This window comes from Devosia sp. Soil_C_22 (genome assembly GCF_057657195.1).
Genome location: NZ_JBDGIY010000001.1, coordinates 2,501,303 through 2,522,794, shown reverse-complemented (window position 1 = coordinate 2,522,794; position 21,492 = coordinate 2,501,303). Strand labels below are relative to the sequence as shown.

At 65.1% G+C, this 21,492-nt stretch carries 20 protein-coding genes; 11 read left to right on the top strand and 9 right to left on the bottom strand.

The window, feature by feature from the left end; all coding sequences use genetic code 11:
• Positions 1-23: 23 nt before the first annotated feature.
• Positions 24-1,229 carry a glutamine-hydrolyzing carbamoyl-phosphate synthase small subunit gene (carA, locus tag AC3A6I_RS12200; RefSeq protein ID WP_487543984.1) on the bottom strand — a complete coding sequence of 402 codons (1,206 nt, stop codon included), beginning with the start codon at positions 1,227-1,229 and terminating at the stop codon, positions 24-26.
• 193 nt (positions 1,230-1,422) lie between these two features.
• Here carA and AC3A6I_RS12195 point away from each other — a divergent pair, with 193 nt between their 5' ends.
• Positions 1,423-1,875, top strand: coding sequence for a GatB/YqeY domain-containing protein (locus tag AC3A6I_RS12195; RefSeq protein ID WP_487543983.1), 453 nt, complete (start codon positions 1,423-1,425; stop codon positions 1,873-1,875).
• A gap of 97 nt (positions 1,876-1,972) precedes the next feature.
• On the opposite strand, the gene AC3A6I_RS12190 is transcribed toward AC3A6I_RS12195, so the two are convergent.
• Positions 1,973-3,115, bottom strand: coding sequence for a GGDEF domain-containing protein (locus AC3A6I_RS12190; protein WP_487543982.1), 1,143 nt, complete (start codon positions 3,113-3,115; stop codon positions 1,973-1,975).
• A 99-nt stretch (positions 3,116-3,214) separates the two neighbouring features.
• Positions 3,215-4,387: an MFS transporter gene (locus AC3A6I_RS12185; RefSeq protein WP_487543981.1), complete on the bottom strand. Its 1,173-nt coding sequence runs from the start codon at positions 4,385-4,387 to the stop codon at positions 3,215-3,217.
• Positions 4,388-4,525: 138 nt separating this feature from the next.
• On the opposite strand from AC3A6I_RS12185, the gene AC3A6I_RS12180 reads away from it, so the two are divergent.
• Positions 4,526-5,098 carry an HdeD family acid-resistance protein gene (locus AC3A6I_RS12180; protein ID WP_487543980.1) on the top strand — a complete coding sequence of 191 codons (573 nt, stop codon included), beginning with the start codon at positions 4,526-4,528 and terminating at the stop codon, positions 5,096-5,098.
• Here AC3A6I_RS12180 and AC3A6I_RS12175 read toward each other — a convergent pair.
• Entirely contained in the window at positions 5,095-5,958 is an 864-nt protein-coding gene (locus AC3A6I_RS12175) for a YihY/virulence factor BrkB family protein (protein WP_487543979.1), read from the bottom strand. The two genes, AC3A6I_RS12180 and AC3A6I_RS12175, sit on opposite strands and share 4 nt — an antisense overlap.
• A 340-nt stretch (positions 5,959-6,298) precedes the next feature.
• Here AC3A6I_RS12175 and AC3A6I_RS12170 point away from each other — a divergent pair, with 340 nt between their 5' ends.
• From AC3A6I_RS12170 to AC3A6I_RS12130, 9 genes are all read left to right on the top strand, one after another.
• Positions 6,299-7,276, top strand: coding sequence for a class I SAM-dependent methyltransferase (locus AC3A6I_RS12170; protein WP_487543978.1), 978 nt, complete (start codon positions 6,299-6,301; stop codon positions 7,274-7,276).
• A gap of 312 nt (positions 7,277-7,588) precedes the next feature.
• Entirely contained in the window at positions 7,589-9,556 is a 1,968-nt protein-coding gene (gene dnaG / locus AC3A6I_RS12165) for a DNA primase (RefSeq protein WP_487543977.1), read from the top strand.
• Positions 9,557-9,726: 170 nt separating this feature from the next.
• Positions 9,727-11,805, top strand: a complete 2,079-nt coding sequence (gene rpoD / locus AC3A6I_RS12160) for an RNA polymerase sigma factor RpoD (RefSeq protein ID WP_487543976.1) — start codon at positions 9,727-9,729, stop codon at positions 11,803-11,805.
• An 80-nt stretch (positions 11,806-11,885) separates the two neighbouring features.
• Positions 11,886-12,314: a DUF6841 family protein gene (locus tag AC3A6I_RS12155; RefSeq protein ID WP_487543975.1), complete on the top strand. Its 429-nt coding sequence runs from the start codon at positions 11,886-11,888 to the stop codon at positions 12,312-12,314.
• Between the two features lie 62 nt (positions 12,315-12,376).
• The gene (locus AC3A6I_RS12150; protein WP_487543974.1) at positions 12,377-12,676 is read left to right on the top strand and encodes an HlyU family transcriptional regulator; all 300 of its coding nucleotides are present in this window, start codon (positions 12,377-12,379) and stop codon (positions 12,674-12,676) included.
• A 70-nt stretch (positions 12,677-12,746) separates the two neighbouring features.
• Positions 12,747-12,968: a hypothetical protein gene (locus AC3A6I_RS12145; protein WP_487543973.1), complete on the top strand. Its 222-nt coding sequence runs from the start codon at positions 12,747-12,749 to the stop codon at positions 12,966-12,968.
• A gap of 44 nt (positions 12,969-13,012) precedes the next feature.
• Entirely contained in the window at positions 13,013-13,981 is a 969-nt protein-coding gene (locus AC3A6I_RS12140) for a glycosyltransferase family 8 protein (RefSeq protein WP_487543972.1), read from the top strand.
• Positions 13,982-14,155: 174 nt separating this feature from the next.
• Positions 14,156-14,890, top strand: coding sequence for a hypothetical protein (locus tag AC3A6I_RS12135; protein ID WP_487543970.1), 735 nt, complete (start codon positions 14,156-14,158; stop codon positions 14,888-14,890).
• A gap of 11 nt (positions 14,891-14,901) precedes the next feature.
• Positions 14,902-15,987 (top strand): glycosyltransferase family 4 protein, encoded by a 1,086-nt coding sequence (locus AC3A6I_RS12130; RefSeq protein ID WP_487543969.1) that lies wholly within the window; start codon positions 14,902-14,904, stop codon positions 15,985-15,987.
• On the opposite strand, the gene AC3A6I_RS12125 is transcribed toward AC3A6I_RS12130, so the two are convergent.
• From AC3A6I_RS12125 to AC3A6I_RS12105, 5 genes are all read right to left on the bottom strand, one after another.
• The gene (locus AC3A6I_RS12125; RefSeq protein ID WP_487543967.1) at positions 15,984-17,027 is read right to left on the bottom strand and encodes an LLM class flavin-dependent oxidoreductase; all 1,044 of its coding nucleotides are present in this window, start codon (positions 17,025-17,027) and stop codon (positions 15,984-15,986) included. The two genes, AC3A6I_RS12130 and AC3A6I_RS12125, sit on opposite strands and share 4 nt — an antisense overlap.
• 77 nt (positions 17,028-17,104) lie before the next feature.
• Entirely contained in the window at positions 17,105-17,797 is a 693-nt protein-coding gene (locus tag AC3A6I_RS12120) for a tellurite resistance TerB family protein (RefSeq protein WP_487543966.1), read from the bottom strand.
• Positions 17,798-18,000: 203 nt separating this feature from the next.
• Complete coding sequence (locus tag AC3A6I_RS12115; RefSeq protein WP_487543965.1) at positions 18,001-18,381, bottom strand: hypothetical protein; 381 nt, start codon at positions 18,379-18,381, stop codon at positions 18,001-18,003.
• 147 nt (positions 18,382-18,528) lie between these two features.
• Complete coding sequence (locus AC3A6I_RS12110; RefSeq protein ID WP_487543964.1) at positions 18,529-19,080, bottom strand: TIGR00645 family protein; 552 nt, start codon at positions 19,078-19,080, stop codon at positions 18,529-18,531.
• Positions 19,081-19,312: 232 nt separating this feature from the next.
• Positions 19,313-21,492 (bottom strand): OmpA family protein (locus AC3A6I_RS12105; protein ID WP_487543963.1); only part of this gene is annotated, 2,180 nt, incomplete at its 5' end.

Genomic DNA, 21,492 nt, shown 5'->3' with positions numbered 1-21,492 from the left:
CGCGAGACTACCATTTGACCGGCTTACTCGCCAGCTTTGACCTGCTCGGGTGCGAGAGGAAGACCCTTCTGGGCGCGGACGAGGTTGAGGAAGCGGGTGAAGAGATAGTGGCTGTCGTGCGGGCCGGGGCTCGCCTCGGGATGGTACTGCACCGAGAAGATCGGCTTGCCGTCAACCTCGAGGCCGGCATTGGAGCCGTCGAACAGCGAGATATGGGTCTGCTTGACGCTGTCGGGCAGGCTTTCGGTGTCGACGGCGAAGCCGTGGTTCATCGAGGTGATCTCGACCTTGCCGGTCGTGAGGTCCTTGACCGGATGGTTCGCGCCATGGTGGCCCTGGTGCATCTTCTGGGTCTTGCCGCCGACGGCGAGGCCGAGCAACTGGTGGCCGAGGCAGATGCCGAACATAGGCTTGCCGGTTTCCATCAGCGCCTTGATCGTCGGCACGGCATAGGTGCCGGTGGCGGCCGGGTCGCCGGGGCCGTTGGAGAGGAAGATGGCGTCGGGGTTGTGCGAGAGCACATCCTTGGCGGTGGCGGTCGCCGGAACGACGGTGACCTTCGCGCCCTGGTCGGCGAGCTGGCGCAGGATGTTCCGCTTGGCGCCGTAGTCGATGGCGACGACGTGGAACTGCGGATCGGTGAGCTCGCCATAGCCCTCGGTACGGGTCCAGGAGGTCTGGTCCCAGTGGTAGGTCTGGGCGGTGGTGACTTCCTTGGCGAGGTCGAGGCCCTCGAGGCCCGGGAAGGCCTTGAGCTCGGCGAGCATGGACGGCTCGTGGAAGAAGCCATCGGGCGAATGGGCGATGACGCCGTTGGGCATGCCCTTCTCGCGGATGCGGGCGGTGAGCGCGCGGGTATCGACGCCGGCGATGCCGATGATGTTGCGCTTCTTCAGCCACGCATCGAGCTTTTCGGCGGCGCGGTAGTTTGACGGGTTGGTGATGTCGGCGCGCAGCACGCAGCCACGGATGCCCGACAGCGCCGCCATGTTCACCGTCTCGATGTCCTCGTCGTTGGCGCCGACATTGCCGATATGCGGGAAGGTGAAGGTGATGATCTGGCCGGCATAGGAGGGATCGGTGAGGATCTCCTGGTAGCCGGTCATGGCGGTGTTGAAGCACACCTCGCCGGCGGCGTGGCCGATGGCGCCGATGCCGTGGCCTTCGAGGCGCGTGCCGTCGTCCAGGATCAGGAGGGCGGTCGCGGGCTTTTGCTGCCAGCCGGTCATGACGGGGCTCCAAAGGTTTAGCGGTCGCGCGGTTGATCCGGAAAAGTCTCGCAACTTTTCCTGCCACGCTCCGGTTCGTGTCGGTTGAGGGCTCTCCTTAGAAGGGGCCCGCACGGAGCGCAAGTGGCGCGCCGCTGTTATTGAGCTATATGGGGTGCCGAAAAGGCGAGAAAAGTACCAGTGGAGAACTCCCATGCGCCAGGCAATCGATGAGCAGTACAAGACGGCCCTGAAGGCCGGGGACAAGCGGCGTACGGCGACGCTGCGGGCGATCAATGCGGCGATCAAGGACAAGGACATCGATGCCCGCGGCCACGGCAAGGGACCGCTCGACGACACCGAACTGCTGGCGCTGCTGCAGAAGATGGTGAAGCAGCGCGAGGAGTCGCTGGGCATCTACGAGAAAGCCGGGCGCGACGACCTGGCGGTGGTCGAGCGCGAGGAGATCGCCATCCTCAACGAGTTCCTGCCGCAGGGGCTGAGCGAGGCCGAGGTGGAAGCGGCGATCATCGACACGATCGCCAAGGTCGGGGCCAAGGATGCCAAGGACATGGGCAAGGTGGTGGCGGCGCTGAAGGCCGAGTATCCGGGGCGGATCGACTTCGGCAAGGCTTCCGCGAAGATCCGGACGGCGCTGGGGGCCTAGGTTCGGTCGCAGCGAAGCCAGCGGGCAGGCCGAACGATCTCAGGATGGGCCCCGGCCTTCGCCGGGGTGACACCATGGTTGGGCGAAAACTTTGAGCTTACGCTACCAAGCGTGGCTCGGGGCCGTGGACGCGGTTTCGGCCGGCGTCCTTGGCGCGGTAGAGCTGTTCGTCGGCAGCGCGCAGCAGATCGTCGAAGCTTTCGCCGGTCTGCGAGGCGATGGCAATGCCGGCGCTGACGGTGGGCGGACCGTAGCCGGCGGGGAGGGGCTCGGTGGATTCGAGCTCGCGGCGAATCCCCTCGGCGAGCGAGTGGGCGGCCGAGGCCTCGGTGTCCGACAGCATCAGGCAGAATTCCTCGCCGCCGAGACGCGCCGCGACATCTTCCGGGCCGAGGGCACGGGAGAGGATGGCGGCGAAGCGGACCAGGACCTCGTCGCCGACGGCGTGGCCGAAGCGATCGTTGATGGTCTTGAAGTCGTCGAGATCGAGCATGATGACCGCGGTAGCGGGCGGCACCGGCGCATTGCCGATCAGGCTGAAAAGGGCGCGGCGGTTGAGCAGGCCCGTCAGGGCATCGGTCATGGCGAGGCGCCGGTGGGACTCGGTGATGCGGAACTGGTGCAGCGCCATGGTGACGGCGCCGGCTGCGGCGAGAGCGGCGAGCAGGGCAATGGAGTTGAGATCCTCGGCCCAGTTCTGCGGGCGGGCGGTCAGGACCCACTGGCTGTTGGTGATCAGCACTGCGGCGCACAACGCGAAGGTGACAGCGGTCGCGCCGTAGAGGACGGACTTGCCGAGCATGGCAAGCGGGATCTTTCGGCGCGCCAGCCAGTGTTCGCGGCCGGCGGCGAGGAAGTAGAGCGCAGCGGCGACATTGAGCACGATGGTGCCTACGCCGGTGAGGCCGGTGGCAAACAGGACCGCCATGATGGTGCAACTGCCGAGCCAGCCGACGAGGGCGCGGCGCCAGGGCGTGCGGCCGGACGAGAATTGCGCGGCGCCGACATAGATGAAGGCGAAGCCCGCGAGCAGCAGCGAGAAGGCAAGGCACTGCACGGCCGGCACATAGGCCTCGAGCCAGCCATAGAGGATGGAGCCGGGCGCGACGAAGCCGAGGCCGAGGCCCCAGCTCAGCAGGTACATGTCACGCCTGGTGCCCAGCCAGGTGATGATGAGGGTCAGCGCCAGCGCCATGGCGGAAAAGCCGATGGCGATGAGCAGTGAGGTCTGGTCGAGCACGCGCGGTCGTCTAGTCGGAGGATTCGGGTGCCGGATCGTACCAAAACCATACCAACGGCGGGTAAACGCGGCCGCTGATGGTAAAGAATTTCCTGCGGATCACGGTTGAGTTGGCACCAATCGCCCGTGCCGCTCGAGTTGCCAGGAAATCGCCGCCGTCGTGGCTGCACCGAGGCTGGCGACGACGCCGACCGCCGGCAGGTTGGCGTAGCTCACGCCGGACTCGATCAGCCTGGCGCCGATGAAGGCGCCGGCGGCGATGCCGATGTTGAAGGCCGTGGAAATCAGCGCCGAGGCGAGGTTGGGCGCCTTGTGGGCCGCGGTGATGACGCGGGCCTGAAGCGGCGTGGAGAAGGCAAAGCCGAGGATGGAGGAGGCGAGGAGATTGACGGTCATCCAGACCTTGTCGTGCACCGCGAACAGCATGGTGAAATAGAGCAGCGCCTGCAGCAGCAGGGCGGTGAGCAGGGTCGGCATCGGCCTCCAATCGGTGCCGCGGCCGCCCAGGTAGATGCCGAGCACCGAGCCGAGACCGCCGATCAGCAGGTAGATCGGCACGATATCGGCCGAGAGGCCGGTGACGTTGAGCATGATCGGCACCTGATAGGTACCGAAGGCGAGGGCGCCGACCATGACGAGGGCGATGGTCAGGTAGCTGAGCCAGACCTCATGATGGCGCAGTTCGCGCAACTGCTCGACCAGCGTGGCGCTGCGGCCCTCGACGGCCCTTGTTCGGGGCAAGCGGGCGATCAGCACCAGCGTGGCGAGGACGCCGAGGGCGGCGACGACGAGGAAAGTGACGCGCCAGCCAAAGTGCAGGCCGATGGCGCTGCCACCAGGCAGGCCGAGCAGGTTGGCGACGGTGATGCCGGAGATGAACAGTGAGAAGGCGGCGCCGCGCCGTTCGGGGGGAACGAGCGTGGCGACGACGACATTGCCGGCGCCGAAGAAGGCGCCATGGGCGCAGGAGGAGAGCAGGCGCGCCGCCATCAGCAGCCCGTAGTCCGGGGCGAGCGCGCAGAGGACCTGCGAGATGGTGAAGAGGATCATCAACGCGATGATCACGGCGCGCTGCGACCAGCGCGAGGTGGCGATGGTGATGACCGGGCCGCCAATGGCGACGCCGATGGCATAGGCGGAAACGAGGAGGCCCGCAGTCGGGATGGAGACGCCGAGATCGGTGGCAAGCGGCGGCAGGATGCCGGAAATGACGAACTCGGCCGAGCCGATGGCGAAGGCGGCAAGCGCCAGGGCATAGATGGCTATCGGCATGGCGTCCTCCGGAGGGAGGCGGAAAGGATCATGGCGCATCAGACGATGCAAGTGCGGTGCAAGAGTTTCCGATGCTACTTTGGCCGATCGCACGAATGGGCTAAGCTTCCGCGATATCAGGGCATTGGAGGCGGACCGATGGCGATTTCGAGTGATACCAGGAAGCGGTGGGCGTGGATTACCGGCCTGCGCGGAGTGTTGATGCTGCTGGCCGGCATCTATGCGGTGATCTTTCCGGCACAGGCATTGTTCGTGCTGGTGATCTTCGGCGGCGCATTGTTGCTGATCGACGGCTTGCTGGGGCTGTGGAGCCTGACTTTCGGCGGCGCCAAGACGGGCAATTTCTGGTTCGACGTGATCCGCAACGTGCTGGCGATCATCACGGGCGTGCTGATCCTGATTTCGCCGGTGCTGGCCACGCTGCTGACCACCACCTTCCTCATCTACCTCGTTGCCTTCCAGGCGATCTTCGTGGGGGTGATGGAAATCTGGGTGATCGTGCGGGAACGCGAGAGCTACGCCCGCATCTGGCCAGTCGTGCTGTCGGGCCTGCTCTACGTGCTGTTCGGCATTGCGCTGCTGTTCGCACCGATGCTGGGGGCACTGGTGATGGTGATCTTCGGCGGGGTGCTGGCGATCATCTTCGCCATCGCGCTGCTGGGGCTGGCCTGGCGGATGTACCAGTCGGCCAAGGGCGGCGCTGCCGCCTAGCCGCCGGGGCCCGTATCGGCGCGCTCGATCTCGGTGTTGAAGGCGGCACCGAGAACGAGGATTTGCGCCGAGTTGTAGAGCCAGAGCAGCAGCACGACGGCGGCTGAGACGGAGCCGAAGGTGGCTTCGTAGTTGCCCCAGTTCTCGACGTAGATCGAGAACACCGCGCCGGCGAGCAGCCAGAGCAGCGAGGCGAGGATGGCGCCCGGCCAGATGTAGCGGAATTTTCGCGGATGGCGGTCGGGGCCCCAGCGATAGAGCACGGCGAGTATGCCGACGGTGAGGATGAGCAGGATCGGCCAGCGCAGCAGCAGGACGAGCAGTTCGTCGCCCGACGGCCAGGGGATCAGCGCGGGCAGGCCGGCGACGGTCAGCAGGGCGATGACGAGGAAGATCGCGCCGACAATGCTGAGGCCGACGGCGTAGAGCACCGACGTGATGACGTTGCGCTTCTCCTTTTCGCCGCGAACGCGGGACATGGCGAAAAGCAGGGCATCGACGCCGCGCGAGCCGCTCCACAACGCCAGCGGGACGGAGATGAGCAGGCCGATGCCGAGGGCAGCCGGGGGCTGGGACGCGAGCATCGCCAGCTGCTCGGCGACGATGCCGCGGGCCATGTCGGGCAGGACGTAGTCGGCCGCCTCCACAGTCTCGGCCACAAGCTGGCGGTTGGCGACGATGCCGTAAATCAGCGCGATGGTGGCGATGGCAGGGAAGAAGGAGAGGAAGCCGAAGAAGGCGACGGCGGCGCAGCGGGGCGAATTGTCCGGATCGAGGAAGTAGGATTTCAGGGTTTCGACCGCGATGTGGCGCCAGCGGGCGAGGCCGTGCAGGCGAGGATGATGGGCTGTGGCGTCCATGATCGGGCGATCCGGTAGGGCTATCGCGTTGCAACGGAGATGTGGCGCAACGGTTGCGAGGTGCGAAAACGCCCGATTGGCTCGCGCCATCGGGTTTGCTCTATCTTGCCGTGTCCGAGGATACGGCGTGGGCGGGCCCTTTGTCCCTGCGGCGGCGTAGCGCGAAATCGGTTGGCATCAGGCGTCAGCAAGAACGGACTTTAAGCGATCGTCGGCATTTTCGGCTTCTTTGCCGCATGTGCCGATCCTGCGAGGCGCCCGTAGCCTCCAGGCGGGCCTTCTCACCAGTCAGGCAAACGGATACAGGTGCCGCTCCGAGCTCTGGGGGGGAACTAAACAAATGAACGGGCTTAGGCCACTGGCGGCGAAAGCGGCGCTCGCGATCCCCTCAATCAGACGCTTGTGGAACGAGCGCAACGAGCTCGCGCGACAGCCGGCGCCTAGCCCTTTTTGGCACTACCAAAGCAGTTTCGATCCGCAGGAGGTCATCCGGCGCTACAGCGCGATGGCCACCCCAACGCCGCACGAGGATTTCGCGACCAACTTTCTCGGCGTCCGTATCGATCCCGCAGTCTTTCCCACCGCCCTTGAGGCGCAGCGAGGTGTGGTAGAGCACGTGCCCATACCTGCCAATTGGCATGCGGACATTGCCGAGTGGGGCGCTGCATTGCGGGCCGTCGATCTCGCGAATGGCACCTTTCGGGCTGTGGAACTTGGGTGCGGCTGGGCCTGCTGGCTGACCAACACCGGCATTGCCGCGCGGATACGCGGTCTTACAGTGGACTTGATCGGTATCGAGGGCGATCATGGGCATGTTGCCATGGCCGAAGCTAGTCTGACCGGCAACGGTTTTAGAGCGAATGACTATCGGATCATCCACGGCGTGGCAGCCCGTACCACTGGCGCGGCCCTGTTTCCCGTTGTGGCAGATCCTTCGGCCTCCTGGGGCTCAGAACCGCTATTTCACCCCAGCGAAGCACAGATGGCCGAAGCGGAGCGCACTGGCGGTTATGACTTGCTGGCCGCCACGACAATTGCGGAGTTGAGCCGCGGCCGCAGGGTTGACCTGCTGCATGTCGACATCCAGGGCGGAGAAGTGGCGTTGCTGGGCGATGGCGCGGTCGATCTGATGGACGCCGTTGCCTATGTCGTCATTGGCACCCATTCGAGAACCATCGACGGTATGCTGTTGGAGGCGATGTCGTCGAAGGGATGGATACTGGAGATTGAGCGCCCCTGCATCTTCACCGTCGACGGTGTCGGCAACACCGTCACGTCCGTCGATGGTGTGCAGGGCTGGCGCAACCCCAATCTCTAGCGGACCTCCCCACGGTGCCATTGCGAGCGGGCGGCAACTGTACCTCGTTCGCCATCGTGCGATCGGGGTAGATCCCTGCCTCCGAGGCGATACCCAGTGGTTTGGCTGTCACGTCGCCACGACCGCCGTCATGCCCAGGCTTAACCCCGGCGCCCGTGACTAGCCGCGGCGATCTATGGGTCCGCGGGTAAAGCCCGCGGATGACGAACGTATGGGGCTTGTGGTCGCCTCATCGGGGGGCTGGCGCTTGCTGCAGTGCACTGCCGGCAGATCGGCGATGACACGGGACGCGTGCGCGCTTACTTATCAGCCATGCGCTTTTCCGACGGCTTCCTCGACGAGATCCGGCAGCGGCTTCCCATCTCGCAGGTGGTGGGTGAGCATGTGCTGTGGGACAAGCGCAAGAGCCAGCCGAACCGCGGCGACTACTGGGCGTGCTGCCCGTTTCACGGCGAGAAAAGCCCGAGCTTCCATGCCGATGACCGGCGCGGCATCTATCACTGCTTCGGCTGCGGGGTGACCGGCGACCATTTCCGCTTTTTGACCGAGAAGGCGGGGATGAGCTTTCCCGAGGCGGTGGAGAAGCTGGCCGGCATGGCCGGGGTGCCGATGCCGGCGCGTGACGAGCGCGAGGAGAAGCGGCAGGAAGCGCGCCGCTCGCTGTTCGACGTGATGGAAATCGCGACCCAGTATTTTCAGGCGGCCCTAGGCCATAATATCGGGGCGCGGGCGCGCGGCTACCTGCATGAGCGCGGGGTGAGCGCCACGGCGCAGACGCGGTTCCGGATCGGCTACGCGCCGGACAGCAGCAACGGGCTGAAGGAGCATCTGGCGGCGAACGGCGTGTCGGCGCAGGAGATGGTCGATACCGGGCTGGTGGTGGTGCGCGAGGAAAGCCCGCTGCCGTACGACCGGTTCCGCAACCGGGTGATGTTCCCGATCACCGACTATCGCGGACGGGTGATTGCGTTTGGCGGGCGGGCGCTGTCGCCGGACGTGCCGGCAAAATATCTCAACTCGCCGGAGACGGAGCTCTTCAAGAAGCGGCTCAACCTCTACAACGGGCAGACGGCCAAGGAGGCGGCGCGTGGCGGGCAGCGGGTGATCGTGGTCGAGGGTTATCTCGACGTGATCGCGGCGGTGATGGCGGGGTTCGAGGGTACGGTGGCTCCGATGGGTACGGCGATGACCGAGGAGCATCTGCAGCTCTTATGGCGGATGAGCGACGAGCCGATCCTGTGCTTTGACGGCGATGCAGCCGGGCAGCGCGCGGTGGCGCGCGTCACCGAGCTGGTACTGCCGCAGCTGCAGCCGGGGCGGACGGTGAAGATCGCGACGCTGCCGGAGGGGCAGGATCCGGACGACCTGATCAAGGCGGAGGGGCGCGGGGCGTTCGCCGACGTGATCGACCGGGCGCGCTCGCTGTCGGACGTGATCTGGAGCATCGAAACCGAAGGTGGGATGGTGCCGGAGACGCCGGAGGCGCGGGCGGCGCTCGAGGCGCGGCTGAGGGCGCGAGCCAACGCCATCGGCGAAGCCTCGGTGAAGCGGCACTACATGCAGGCGTTCGACGAGAAGCTCTCGGCGTTCTTTGCGCCGGTGCGGGCGCCGCGCTGGGACGAGCGGCAGGGGCGCGGTGGCGGCCGGCAGGGTGGGCGGCCGTGGAATGGGGCGCGCGGCGGGCCTTATGCTGCGACCGGCAGCCGGGGCGGTCCGCGTGCGGTGGTGTCGGACACGTTGCGCAACTCGCGACTGCTGAAACCGGGCCGGGGCGTGGATGCGACGCCGCGCGAGGCGACGATCCTGATGTCGCTGATCAACCATCCGGCGCTTGCGGACAGCCGGCTCGAATCACTGGCAGAGCTGGAACTCGCGTCGCCGACCTCGCGGGGGCTGCTCAGCGCGCTGCTCGACCTCGTGACGCGCGACCACGACATTTCGGCCGAGGCGTTGCGCGCGGCTCTCGGCGCCCGGGGTTTTGGCGAATCCATTGAAAAAATGGAGCTTCTGCTGGCGCGGCAGGGGGTGTGGCAGTGCGGGGCGGAGGTGGCTGATCCGGATACGGAAATCGGCTTAAGGCACGCGCTGGCCTTGCATTCGAAATCTGTTGAGCTAAATAAGGCCCTGAAAGCAGCCGAAGTGGCGCTGGGCGACGACCCGAGCGAAGAAACCTTTGAACGGCTGCGGGACATCCAGAACCAAATCACCACTGTGGATGGCACAGAGGCATTGATTGAAGGGTTTGGTTCGTTATCGGGACGCGCGACACGCAGCTTTTGAGGAAGCGGCGGGTACGCGCGAATTCGTTTATCAGCGAATCACCCGTTGACGGACATGTGACGACAGAAGCGAAACTGTCGCGCAATACGTTCCCTTTACGATGTTTCAAGCCGCGACCACGTAACGACTATCGGCGCCCTCCCGACCGGACGCCCGGAGCAGCAAGCTAGATGGCCACCAAGGCAGCGACCAAGCAGAAATCCGAAGACGTAGAAAAGCCGGAAGTGGCGCAGGGCGCCGGCGGCGAGGCTCCAGATGGGCCGCTGCTCGACCTATCCGATGCGGCCGTAAAGAAGCTGATCAAGACCGCCAAGAAGCGCGGTTATGTCACCTATGAAGAGCTGAACGCCGTGCTGCCCTCGGAGGAGGTCACCTCCGAGCAGATCGAGGACATCATGGCGATGTTCTCGGACATGGGCATCAACGTCGTCGACGAGGACGAGGTCGAAGAGGCCGAGCCCGACAACGCCGAGGAAGATTCGACCGAGGTCGCCGAGCGCACCGGCACGGCGGTCGCCTCCAAGTCCAACACCCGCGAAGGCAGCGACCGGACCGATGATCCGGTGCGCATGTACCTGCGCGAAATGGGCTCGGTGGAACTGCTCAGCCGCGAGGGCGAAATCGCCATCGCCAAGCGCATCGAGGCCGGCCGCGAAACGATGATCGAGGGCCTGTGCGAGAGCCCGCTGACCTTCCAGGCCATCATCATCTGGCGCGACCAGCTGGCGAACGCCGAAATCCTGCTGCGCGACATCATCGATCTCGAGGCCACCTATGCCGGTCCCGACGCCAAGCAGGCGGCGCCGGTGATCCATTCCGAGATTCAGCGTCCGCCCGAAAAGAAGGAAGAGCCCAAGGCTGCGGCCAAGCCCGCGCCCAAGCGCGCTTCGAGCGGCGACGACGATGACGACTACGTGCCCGAGGAGCCCGAGGCCCCGCAGGATCCGGTCGAGGAAGAGGACGACGATTTCGAAAACTCGCTGTCGCTTTCGGCCATGGAAGCCGAGCTGAAGCCGCAGGTGGTGGCGACGTTCGACCGCATCGCCGATGCCTACGGCAAGATGCGCAAGCTGCAGGACCAGCACGCCGAGGACCGGCTTGCGGGCGCGGCTCCGGCGAGCGCGGCCGATCTCAAGAAGCTCGAAGGCCTGCGGGCCGAAGTGATCACCGACGTGAAGTCGCTGAGCCTCAACCAAGGCCGTATCGAGAGCCTGGTCGAACAGCTCTACGACATCAACAAGCGCCTGGTGCGCTTCGAGGGCCGGCTGCTGCGTCTCGCCGAGAGCTATGGGGTCAAGCGCGAGGACTTCCTCAAGGCGCATTATGGCAGCGAGCTGGATCAGGACTGGGTCGGCACGATCTCCGGTCTCGACGGCAAGGGCTGGGTCGAGTTCGCCAAGCGCGAAGTCGACACGATCAACGAGATCCGCAGCGAGATCACCACGCTTGCCACCGAAACCGGCCTCGATATCGCCGAGTATCGCCGTATCGTCCACAAGGTGCAGAAGGGCGAGCGCGAAGCCGCGATCGCCAAGAAGGAGATGGTGGAAGCCAACCTCCGCCTCGTGATCTCGATCGCTAAGAAGTACACGAACCGCGGCCTGCAGTTCCTTGATCTCATTCAGGAAGGCAACATTGGCCTGATGAAGGCGGTGGACAAGTTCGAGTACCGCCGCGGCTACAAGTTCTCGACCTATGCCACGTGGTGGATCCGGCAGGCGATCACCCGCTCGATCGCCGACCAGGCGCGCACCATCCGTATCCCGGTGCACATGATCGAGACGATCAACAAGATCGTCCGCACGTCGCGCCAGATGCTGCACGAGATCGGCCGCGAGCCGACGCCCGAGGAGCTCAGCGAGAAGCTGCAGATGCCCCTCGACAAGGTGCGCAAGGTGCTCAAGATCGCCAAGGAGCCGATCAGCCTCGAGACGCCGATCGGCGACGAGGAGGATAGCAACCTGGGCGATTTCATCCCGGACGTGAACGCGATCCAGCCGATCGACGCGGCGATCCAGTCCAACCTGCGCGAGACCACGACGCGCGTGCTGGCGTCGCTGACGCCGCGCGAGGAACGCGTGCTGCGCATGCGCTTCGGCATCGGCATGAATACCGACCACACGCTCGAAGAGGTGGGTCAGCAGTTCTCCGTGACGCGCGAGCGTATCCGGCAGATCGAGGCCAAGGCGCTGCGCAAGCTCAAGCACCCGAGCCGCAGCCGGAAGCTCCGCAGCTTCCTCGACAACTGATCGAGAGGACCGCGTGAGCGGCCCTTTCGTTTTGGAACACGGTCCGGCCGTCAGCCGTTGCTCAAGCAAGGAGGACGGTCATGGACAAGCGGGTCGAGGCGCTCTTTGCTGAGTATGGCAAGTCGTTCAGCGCGCTGGCGCTGCAGGACACGGCGCAGCTCTATGCCGACGATTTCATCGCGGCGGGGCCCAAGGGAGTCATCTCGCAGAAGCGCGAGGCGTTCCTGAAGAATGCCGGCAAGGCGGCGGAGTTCTATCGCAGCGTCGGGCAGAAATCGGCCGAGGCGCTGTCGATGAAGGAAACGTGGTTCGGCAAGGACTACGTGATGGTGACGATCCACTGGGGCGTGACGTTCGAGACGCTGAACAAGCCGGTGGAGTTCGACGTGAGCTACCTGGTGCAACTCACCGGCGAGACGCCGAAAATCATCCTGTTCATCAGCCACGAGGACGAGCAGGAGACGATGCAGAAGCTGGGCTTGCTGCGGCAGCCGGTCGAGCGGGGCTAGGGGCGGTGGACAAAGCCGGCCGCGCAGCCTAAAGCCTATCCGCAGCAGACGGGGAGCACGACATGTCGTTCTGGAAGACTCTATTCGGCGGTGGCGGCAACTCGGCCCCCAAGTCGATCGAACCCGCCGTCGTCGGCGAGGAGAGCTACAAGGGCTATACCGTCAAGGCGATCACCATGATGGTGGGCAGCGAGTACCAGCTGGCCGGAACCATCGAAAAGGCGTTCGACGACGAGACCAAGAGCTACCAGTTCGTGCGCGCCGACCGCTTCTCCTCCAAGGAGGACGTGGTGACCTTCGCGCTGGCCAAGGGCCGCCAGATCATCGACGAGCAGGGCGACGCGATCTTCCGCGCGACCTGAATATACACACAGACGCCGAAGCCGGGCCGCGGATAGCGCGGCCGAGGCCCTTCGGCCGGAGATTTTCGACATGGCCAAGAAACCCAGCCCGCGGGCGGAATTCGTGTTGTTCGACATCGTCTACGAGGATGGCAGCCAGCGCTCAAACCGCAAGGTGCCGGCGGACATGCTGGGCGGGCTGGACGGCGACGAGCCGGCCAAGACCTTCATCATGGACCAGGACCAGGCCATCTCGGAAAAATCCGGCGTGCCGCCGATGGCGATCAAGAGTATCAAGCGTAGCGGGAAGTAGGGTGGGGTAGGGCTTGGAGACGTATTTTGAGATAGGGGATGGCGATGGCCGATGAGATACACGTCGCCTTTGCGGTCGACCGTGGATACCTTCGGCAGGTCGCAGTTGTGATCGCCTCTATCTTAGCCAATGCAGCACGGCCGGAATCCGTGCGTTTCTATATTCTGCACGCGCAGGATGACGATATCGTCGACAAAGAGGTTGCGAGTTGGCGCCAAACGAACGTTGTGACGCTGAAGGTCGACAATCCATTCTCTGCGCTGACGAAGGCGGGGCATGTCAGCGTTGCTTCACTGCTGCGTACCCTGTTGCCCACCGTACTTCCACATCTGTCGCGGCTTATCTACCTCGACGCCGACCTAATAGTCGTTCGAGATATTGAGGAGCTCTGGAATACGGACCTTGGTGATGCCGCCATGGCGGCGGCGGTGGACATCGGCATCTATCAAAAGCTCGTCAGGAAGGAGCTGAGAGGTAGGCACGCGTTCAGGGATCACCTGCTGTCGCTGGGCATGGACCTGGGAAAGCCGCAGTACGTCAATACTGGGTTGCTCCTTATGGACCTCGACAGGCTAAGGGACATGGATTTTGCCGCTAAAGCGGCGCACATGCACCAGGAGCGAGACGAGCACTGGATGTATGTCGACCAGAGTATCATCAACGCCCTCATGATCGGGCGTATGCGCTTCCTCGACACCCGCTGGAACGTTCATAGCTGGACACATTCGCGTCCTCAGTATCGATGGCGGCACTTGGTACCGTTGGCACTGCGTGATGAGTTGGCCAAGCAGCGCGCAGAGCAATGGGTGGTTCACTACACTGGGGCTAACAAGCCCTGGAAAAGCCAAGGCGTGTGGAAGGGGGAAGAGTGGTGGCGCTATGCGAAGATGACGGGACTGGTATGGCCTGACGTCGCGCCGGTGCCGGCAAATGCCGCCGCAGAAGCCTGGCTCGACGCCAAGGCCATGATCTCTGCAGTAATCACGAGCCTTCGTAGGCCGAAGTACTTGTGAGTGAACTGCGTCATATGAAAGCCCGCTATCATCGCCATGAGTAGAGGCTTACGTCCTCCGCGCAAGTCGCGGTACAGGCTCTGGTGGGAGAAGCTCCGTCGCTCGATCCATTCGCGCGTCAAAGCAGCAAAGCTTACGCGGAATCCTCCCACGCCGGCGTTAGCTCGGCATGGTTTGAGCGATCAGCTCGTGATCTCCCTAACGTCTTATCCGCCGCGCTTTAGGACGCTCTCGCTGACGGTCAAAAGTTTGCTGAGCCAGTCGATAGGTGCCGACCGCATCGTCTTATGGCTCACATTTGGTGACATCGAGAGGCTTCCCGCCGATGTCCTTGCGCTTCGAGACAACGGGCTGGAAATCCGCGAGTGCGAAGACCTCAAGCCTTACAAGAAAATCATCCCTGCGCTCGAGGCCTTTCCGGAGGCCTTTATCGTTACCGCCGATGACGATCGATACTATCCACGGGAGTGGCTGGCCGAGCTTGTGGGGGGTGCGTTGCGGGCTCCTGGAACCATCGTATGTCACCGCGCGCGAGTAATGCAGTTTGGCGAAGACGGTATGCCGCAGCCTTATCGGTCCTGGTACAATGCCTCTTCGCCCCTAGACGGGCCATTGATGCCGACCGGATATGGTGGCGTGTTGTATCCGCCGCGTAGTTTGCCGCCGCAGGTGACCGAGCGCGACCTGTTCCTGACGTTGTCTCCGACGGCAGACGATCTATGGCTTAAATGGATGTCAGCCGAGGTGGGCACGCCGGTAACGCTGGTGACGAGAAACGGACCGCCTTATGACTGGCCGGGATCGCAGAGGGTCGGGCTTATCCACTCCAACATCCGCCAGGGAGGAAACGATCGGCAGGCTCGAGCACTTGCGGAACGCTTTGGCACTGCCAGCGTAGCCGCGACCTAGGACGACATGTAATGAAGATCATGCACTTTGAAATGGGCCGCACGCTCGTGGGAGGGCCTCAGCAGGTCATCTACATCGTCAAGGGGCTTGCACAGCGCGGGGTCGATTGCGTCGTCGCCGGGGAACCAAACACGCCGCTGAGCGAGAATTTCGCCGGCGAAGGTATCCGGATGCGCGACATTTCGTATGGCGGGGACTGGGACTTCGGGTTGGCCCGGCGAATGCGCGACCTGATCAAGGATGAAGCGCCGGACATTGTGCATTTGCACAGCCGGCGCGGTGCAGTTCTCGGCTCAGTTGCGGCAAGGTGGGCAGCGGTGCCGAGCGTGATGTCACGACGGGTCGACGACGTGCCGAAAGGCAAGCTCAGCCCGTGGGCCTATGGTGCGCTCAACGAGCGGGTGATCTGCATTTCCGAGGCCATTCACGAGGTGATGCTTGCGGCCGGCGTTCGGAAGGATCGGCTGGTCACCATCCGGTCGGCGGTCGAGACAGCGCCCTGGCATCACCCGGCGTCACGCGCGGAGTTCCGGCAAGAGTTCGGACTGCCGCCGGATGCCTTGACGATTGGCGTCGTCGCTCAGCTGATTCAGCGCAAGGGGCACAGGTTCCTGTTCGAGGCGCTTAAGGGAGACATCCCGCAGAACCTGCGCGTCATCGTGTTCGGCGAGGGCAAGGACCGAGCCCAGGTGGAGGCGGCGCTAGCTGCATCAGGCGTCGGCCACATCGTGCAACTCGTTGGCCATCGCTACGACATGCCGAAATGGATGGGCAACCTGGACCTTGTCGCGCATCCTGCGATGCTGGAGGGGCTGGGGGTTGCGCTGCTGCAGGCGTCGTCGGCCGGCGTGCCGATCGTCGCCTCCGCGGCGGGAGGTATCACCGAGGCGGTGCGCGATGGCGTCAACGGTGTGCTGGTACCGCCAGGCGACGTGCCGGCGCTGCGGGCGGCGATTTTGGCGCTGCTCGCCGACGGGCCGCGTCGGCGCCAGCTAGGCGAAGCCGGCCGGGAGTTGATGGAAGGGGAGTTCAGCACCGACGTGATGGTAGAGCGGCACATTGCGCTCTACGAAGAACTGTTGGCACAGCGAACCTAGCTGACGCCCAGCGCCTTGTTCACCGCCGGTTTCACCACGGTGCCAAACAGTTCGATGGCCTTCATGACCCTGGCGTGGGGGAGGGTGCCGACGCTGAGTTGCAGGCCGAAGCGGTTGTGCTGGAACCACTCGTGCTGCATCAGGATCTTGTCGATCACCTGTTGTGGCGAACCCATGAAATAAGCGCCGGAGGGGCTGGCGCCGGCTTCGAACTGGGCGCGGGTGGTCGGTGGCCAGCCGCGCTCGCGGCCGATGCGGCTCATGGCTTCGTGGTGGGCCGGGAAGGCGGTATCGAGCGCGTCCTGCGAGTTCTCGGCGATGAAGCCGTGCGAGGAGATACCGATGGGGAGCTTCTCCGCGTCATGGCCGGCTTTCTCGGCGGTCATGCGGTAGAGCTGGGTGAACTGGCGGAAGGCCTCGGGGTTGCCGCCGATGATGGCGAGCATCAGCGGCAGGCCGTAATAGGCGGCCCGGGCGACCGAGTTGGGCGTGCCGCCGACCGCGATCCAGAGCGGCAGCGGGTCCTGGATCGGCTTTGGATAGATGGCGATGCCGGGGATGGGCCTGGTGTGCTCTGAGCCGGCCCATTCGACCTTGCCGCCTTCGCGGATCTTCAGCAGCTCGGCGAGCTTTTCCTCGAACAGGGTGTCGTAGTCGTCGAGCTCGTAGCCGAAGAGGGGGAAGCTCTCGATGAAGGAGCCGCGGCCGGCCATGATTTCGGCGCGGCCGTTGGAGATGAGGTCGAGGGTCGAGAACTGTTGCCAGATGCGGATCGGATCGTCCGAGCTCAGCACGGTGACGGCGGTGGAGAGCCGGATGCGCCTGGTGACGGCCGCGGCGGCGGCGAGGATGGTCACCGGCGCAGAGGCGACGAAATCGGGGCGGTGGTGCTCGCCCAGGCCGTAGAAATCGAGGTCGACCTCGTCGGCGAGCCTGATCTCCTCCAGGAGGTCGCGGAGGCGCTCGGCGGGGGATTGCAGGTGGCCGCCATTCAGCGGGTCGGGAGTGTTCTCGGCGAAGGAGTAGAGACCGATTTCCATGGCGGGCACCTCAGCAGTTGGAGCGCCCTAAATGGCTGTGCGCTCATGCGGGCACAAGAACGCACAGCCGTGTAACCTCAGACGCTGCTGGCGGGAACGTAGGCGTCGGCGCCGGTGGTCGTCGAGGGGGCCGGCGGCTGATGGCCGGCCTGGCGGTGGATTTCCTCGACGAGGCCGGCGGGCAGCTTCAGCTTGAAGGCGAGGGCTTCGAGATAGGTGCGTTCGGCCGCCGTGTCGGGGACCATGGCGACGAGCGAGGCAGCGTAGATCTCGGCGGCGTGCTCGGGCGTGTCAGCGCGCGCGACGATGGCTTCCATGTCGAGCGGGCTCGACAGCTCGTCGAAGACGAAGGCCTTCTCCTCGGCCGAAAGCGGCATGGCTTCGAGGCGCTTGAAGATTCGCTCCTTCTCCTCGCCGTCGATCTGGCCATCGGCCTTGGCAGCGGAGATCATGGCGCGGACGAGGCTCTTGCCGAGTTCCTCGGTCTGGTGGCCGGCCTGCGGCGGGGGCACGAAGGCATCCTCGCGCGGGGCGGGGCCGGCGTCGGCGCCTGACTGCTGCTGGTTCTGCTGGTATTTTTGCCAGGCGGTGTAGGCGAGACCGCCGACAGCGGCGACGGCGCCGAGCTTGGCGGCGTTGCCGACGAGCTTGCCGAGCCCTCCGCCGGAAAGCAGCATGCCTGCGGCCAGCCCCGCGGCGCCGGTCATCGCCGTCCTCTGGACGTTCTGGTCGGTCTGCAGGGCCTTCATGATGCCGTCGATGTTGAACATGGCGCTCTCCCTTTTCTGGTGGTGGTTGCGCAGTTAGGTAGCGCACAGGCGTGGTGCAAGGATGACAGAAACGCGCAGCTTCGTGCGGTCGCCTGTTGCCCCACGAAAAACGCCCCGGCTGGGACAAGCCGGGGCGCTGGAGGTGCTTCGGAGGGAGGGGCCGAAGCAGGAGTTGATTTATTATTCTTGTCGTCGACTGCCCGTTACGGAGTAGCCGGGGCCGCCGGAGCCGGGGTCTCGGTCGCCGGAGCGGCGTCAGCCGGGGCGGCAGGAGCCGCATCAGCCGGGGCCGGAGTCTCGGTCGCCGGGGCGGCAGGCTCAGCCGGAGCCATCGGGGTCGTATCGGTCGCCGGAGCCATCGGAGTGGTACCAGTCGCCGGAGCCTCAATGGCCGGGGTGTTGTTGACGGTCGTCGAAGAAGTCGACGGACCAGAATTGGCCGAGAAGACCAGATAGCCGATGGCCAGCAGGGCCAGGGCTACGACGATGCCGACGAACCAGCCGGTCGCGCTGGATTCACGCGTGTAAACGGTCCGGTTGGCGTCATCGGTCGAATAGACGGTATCGCGATCGGGTGCAGCCATGATCAAGCTCCTTTGTTTGAGTACCGTATGGCCTGAAGAACGCGGGTTCGGGGCGGATCGTTCCCGAGTTTGTGTTCAATTGCGGGAAAGATTCCGCAGCCAACGGTAACTTATTGGGGGAGCTTGTTATTTTTGCCCTTGTCGACCCTATGTTTCGGTCGGCTCGATCGCCTTCGCCTCGGCTTTTTGCCCCTTGGCGATGCCTTTTGTCTGCGCCGAGACGCGGTCGATGAAGGCGAGGAACAGGGCCGACACGACGAAGGCGATGTGGATCGCCGTGTACCACATCAGGTGCTCGGAACTGTGCTGGCCGACGTTGAGGAAGATCTGCAGCAGGTGGATCGAGGAGATGGCGACGATGGTCGAGGCCACCTTGATCTTGAGCGAGCCGGCGTCGATCTCGCCGAGCCAGTGGACGGCGCCCTCGTTGTCGAAGCGCGACACGTAGTTCTCGTATCCCGAGATGATGACCATGACGACGAGACTGGCGACGAGCGCCGCGTCGATGAGGCCGAGCATCTTGAGGATGGCCTCGGCATCGGTGATGTCGAAGGCATGGCTGACGAAATCGATCAGCTTGCCGCCGAACACCACGGCGTAGACAGCGAGCGCGATGGCGAGGCCGAGGTAGAACAGCACGAGCAGCCAGCGTGACGCGAGGATCACCGCTTCGATGACGAGTTCGAGACGCTTGGGCATAGGGGCTCCGTCGACTGGTGGGCGCAGAGGGTTAGAGCAATCGGCGGCCGAGGCAAAGCGGCAAGACTGTCGCAGAGGGGGAAGGAGGAAGCGGGGCACGACCGAAACGGAGATCCCCACTTTCGTGGGGATGACCCCCGCGGGGCGGTGAACACGGTGGGGCGGAAACGCTGAGTAGAAAAGAAGCGGGCCGGGAAATCCCCGGCCCGCCTGTCTCGATGGTGTCGAACGCTTACTCGCGGCCGGCGACGGTGATCAGCGGCGTGATGCGCTTGACCGCGACGCGGCGGTTGAGCGGCTCGTTGCCGTCGGTCTTCACCTTCAGGTAGCGCTCGCCATAGCCCTGGGTGACCAGGTTCTCGGGCGGGACGTCGTAGAAGTCGGTGAGGATGCGGGCGACGGTGGCGGCGCGGGCATCGGAGAGGATCAGGTTGGCCTGGTCCGAACCGACGGCGTCGGTGTGGCCCTCGATGAGGAACACTTCACCCGGATTGTCCTCGAGCAGGCTCAGCATGGCGTTGGCCACCTTGCTGAGGGCGCCGACCTGGGTGCGCGAGATGGTGGCCGCGCCGCTGTCGAAGGTGAGGCTACCCACTTCGATACGACGGACCGAGTCACGCAGACGGGCCGAACGCTTGACGTCCTCGACGGTGTAGATCTTGCGGACCTGCTCCACCGGGGGCTCGCGGAAGAAATCCTCGACCTCATCCTCGTCGGCATAGTCGGCGTCGATGATGTAGTCGCGGACCGGGATGGTGAGACGCAGGGGAGGCAGGTCCTCGCCGGGGTCGCGCCAGTTGTTGAAGTAGTCCTCGTCCTCGTAGTCGTCCTCGTCGTAGTAGGCGAGCACGTACTCACGGCCGTCGGGCATGATGCGCGAGCGCTTGAGCACGTTGCCCCACCGATCGCGGATGGTGACGATTTCGACGCCGTTCGGGCGCTCAATGGTCTCCTTCACACGACCGCCGGGCAGGCGCTCGTAATAGACGTCGTCGTCATCCTCGCGGATGCGGTCGAAGTCCTGGGCCGGGTTCGAGATCACCAGATTGACGCCAATCTGGAAGATGAAGCCGGAGTTCGTGTAGTTGTTGCCACCACCGCCGGGGCGGCCGTCGCCAGGACGTCCATCGCCGGGGCGACCATCACCCGGGCGACCATCGCCGGGCCGGCCCGGACGACCATCACCGGGACGATCACCGCCCGGCCGGCCACCATTGTTGATGGTGGTGTCGTTGTTGGTCGTGGTGGTGTTGTTGATCACCGTGTTGTTGTTGGTGACGTTGGTCACGTTGTTGATGATGGTGACGTTCTGCGGCACCTCCACCGGCGGGAGCGCGTCGAGCGTGATCTGCTCGCCGGTCACATCCCGGAGCGAACGGACCTCGACCGGGGCGATCTCGGCCTGAGCCGCACGATCATCGGTCGGCGGCGGGGGCGGAGGCTCGGTCGGTTCGGGCGCGGGCTCGGGAGCCGGCTGGCCGGCATCGACGGCGATCAGGAAGTCCTTGGCGCTATCGAGCACCGGCGCAGCGGTCTCGGGGGCCACGGCTTCGGGCAGGACCTCGATGGCCTGCGGCGTCACCTCGACATTGGCGCCCGGCAGATCGGCGATCGGCGGCGGGGCCGGCTCGGCCGGAGCGGCAAGCTCGGGCACGGGCGGCAGGGTGATGCCATATTGGGTGAGACAGGCAGCGACGTCGGCACTGCCGAGCGCGGCGCAGATATCGGCGAACTGGCGGTTGGCCGCCTCGATCGTCGACTGGCCGGCGGCATCGCCGGCTTCGAGCTGGCCGACACCGACATTATAGAGCTCGACCGCGACGCCGAGCTGGTCCTGCGCGGCCGCAACCGGATCCGTCACGCCGGCATCGGCGGGCTGGTCGGTCGGGCCGGCTTCGCCCTGCGGCGCGGTCGGCTGTTCCGCGGGCTGCTCGGCCGGCTGTTCAGCCGGAGCCTGATCGGCGGCCGGCTGCTCGGGAGCAGGCTGCTCGGCGGGCTGTTCAGCGGCAGGTTCCTGAGCGGGCTGATCGGCCGGGGGCTCGGGCAGCGGCGGCAGTTCCTGGCCGATGCACGAGGCGATATCAGGGTAGCCGTTGGCCTTGCAGAGCTCGAGGATGCGCGACTCGGCGGCCTGGGCGGCGGGCACAGCGCCGGCATAGTCGCCGGACGCGGCCTGGTTGAGGGCAGCCTGATACTCGTCGAGCGCGGCCTGCAGGTCGGCGACGAACTGGGCCTGCTGCTCGTCGGCAGACGGACCGGCGGGCTGTTCGGCCGGGGCGGGTTCCTCGGCAGCGGGAGCTTCTGCGGGAGCGGGCTCCTCGGCAGGCGCCGGCTGTTCGGCGGGGGCGGGTTCCTGGGCCTGCGCTGCAGCAGCCGCGGCGGCAGCCTCGGCTTCGGCCTTTGCAGCGGCCC

Coding starts and splice junctions, on each gene's coding strand:
- carA (WP_487543984.1), bottom strand. CDS start 1,229: ATGACCGGCTGGCAGCAAAAGCCCGCGACCGCCCTCCTGATCCTGGAC.
- AC3A6I_RS12195 (WP_487543983.1), top strand. CDS start 1,423: ATGCGCCAGGCAATCGATGAGCAGTACAAGACGGCCCTGAAGGCCGGG.
- AC3A6I_RS12185 (WP_487543981.1), bottom strand. CDS start 4,387: ATGCCGATAGCCATCTATGCCCTGGCGCTTGCCGCCTTCGCCATCGGC.
- AC3A6I_RS12180 (WP_487543980.1), top strand. CDS start 4,526: ATGGCGATTTCGAGTGATACCAGGAAGCGGTGGGCGTGGATTACCGGC.
- AC3A6I_RS12175 (WP_487543979.1), bottom strand. CDS start 5,958: ATGGACGCCACAGCCCATCATCCTCGCCTGCACGGCCTCGCCCGCTGG.
- AC3A6I_RS12170 (WP_487543978.1), top strand. CDS start 6,299: ATGAACGGGCTTAGGCCACTGGCGGCGAAAGCGGCGCTCGCGATCCCC.
- dnaG (WP_487543977.1), top strand. CDS start 7,589: ATGCGCTTTTCCGACGGCTTCCTCGACGAGATCCGGCAGCGGCTTCCC.
- rpoD (WP_487543976.1), top strand. CDS start 9,727: ATGGCCACCAAGGCAGCGACCAAGCAGAAATCCGAAGACGTAGAAAAG.
- AC3A6I_RS12155 (WP_487543975.1), top strand. CDS start 11,886: ATGGACAAGCGGGTCGAGGCGCTCTTTGCTGAGTATGGCAAGTCGTTC.
- AC3A6I_RS12150 (WP_487543974.1), top strand. CDS start 12,377: ATGTCGTTCTGGAAGACTCTATTCGGCGGTGGCGGCAACTCGGCCCCC.
- AC3A6I_RS12145 (WP_487543973.1), top strand. CDS start 12,747: ATGGCCAAGAAACCCAGCCCGCGGGCGGAATTCGTGTTGTTCGACATC.
- AC3A6I_RS12140 (WP_487543972.1), top strand. CDS start 13,013: ATGGCCGATGAGATACACGTCGCCTTTGCGGTCGACCGTGGATACCTT.
- AC3A6I_RS12130 (WP_487543969.1), top strand. CDS start 14,902: ATGAAGATCATGCACTTTGAAATGGGCCGCACGCTCGTGGGAGGGCCT.
- AC3A6I_RS12125 (WP_487543967.1), bottom strand. CDS start 17,027: ATGGAAATCGGTCTCTACTCCTTCGCCGAGAACACTCCCGACCCGCTG.
- AC3A6I_RS12120 (WP_487543966.1), bottom strand. CDS start 17,797: ATGTTCAACATCGACGGCATCATGAAGGCCCTGCAGACCGACCAGAAC.
- AC3A6I_RS12115 (WP_487543965.1), bottom strand. CDS start 18,381: ATGGCTGCACCCGATCGCGATACCGTCTATTCGACCGATGACGCCAAC.
- AC3A6I_RS12110 (WP_487543964.1), bottom strand. CDS start 19,080: ATGCCCAAGCGTCTCGAACTCGTCATCGAAGCGGTGATCCTCGCGTCA.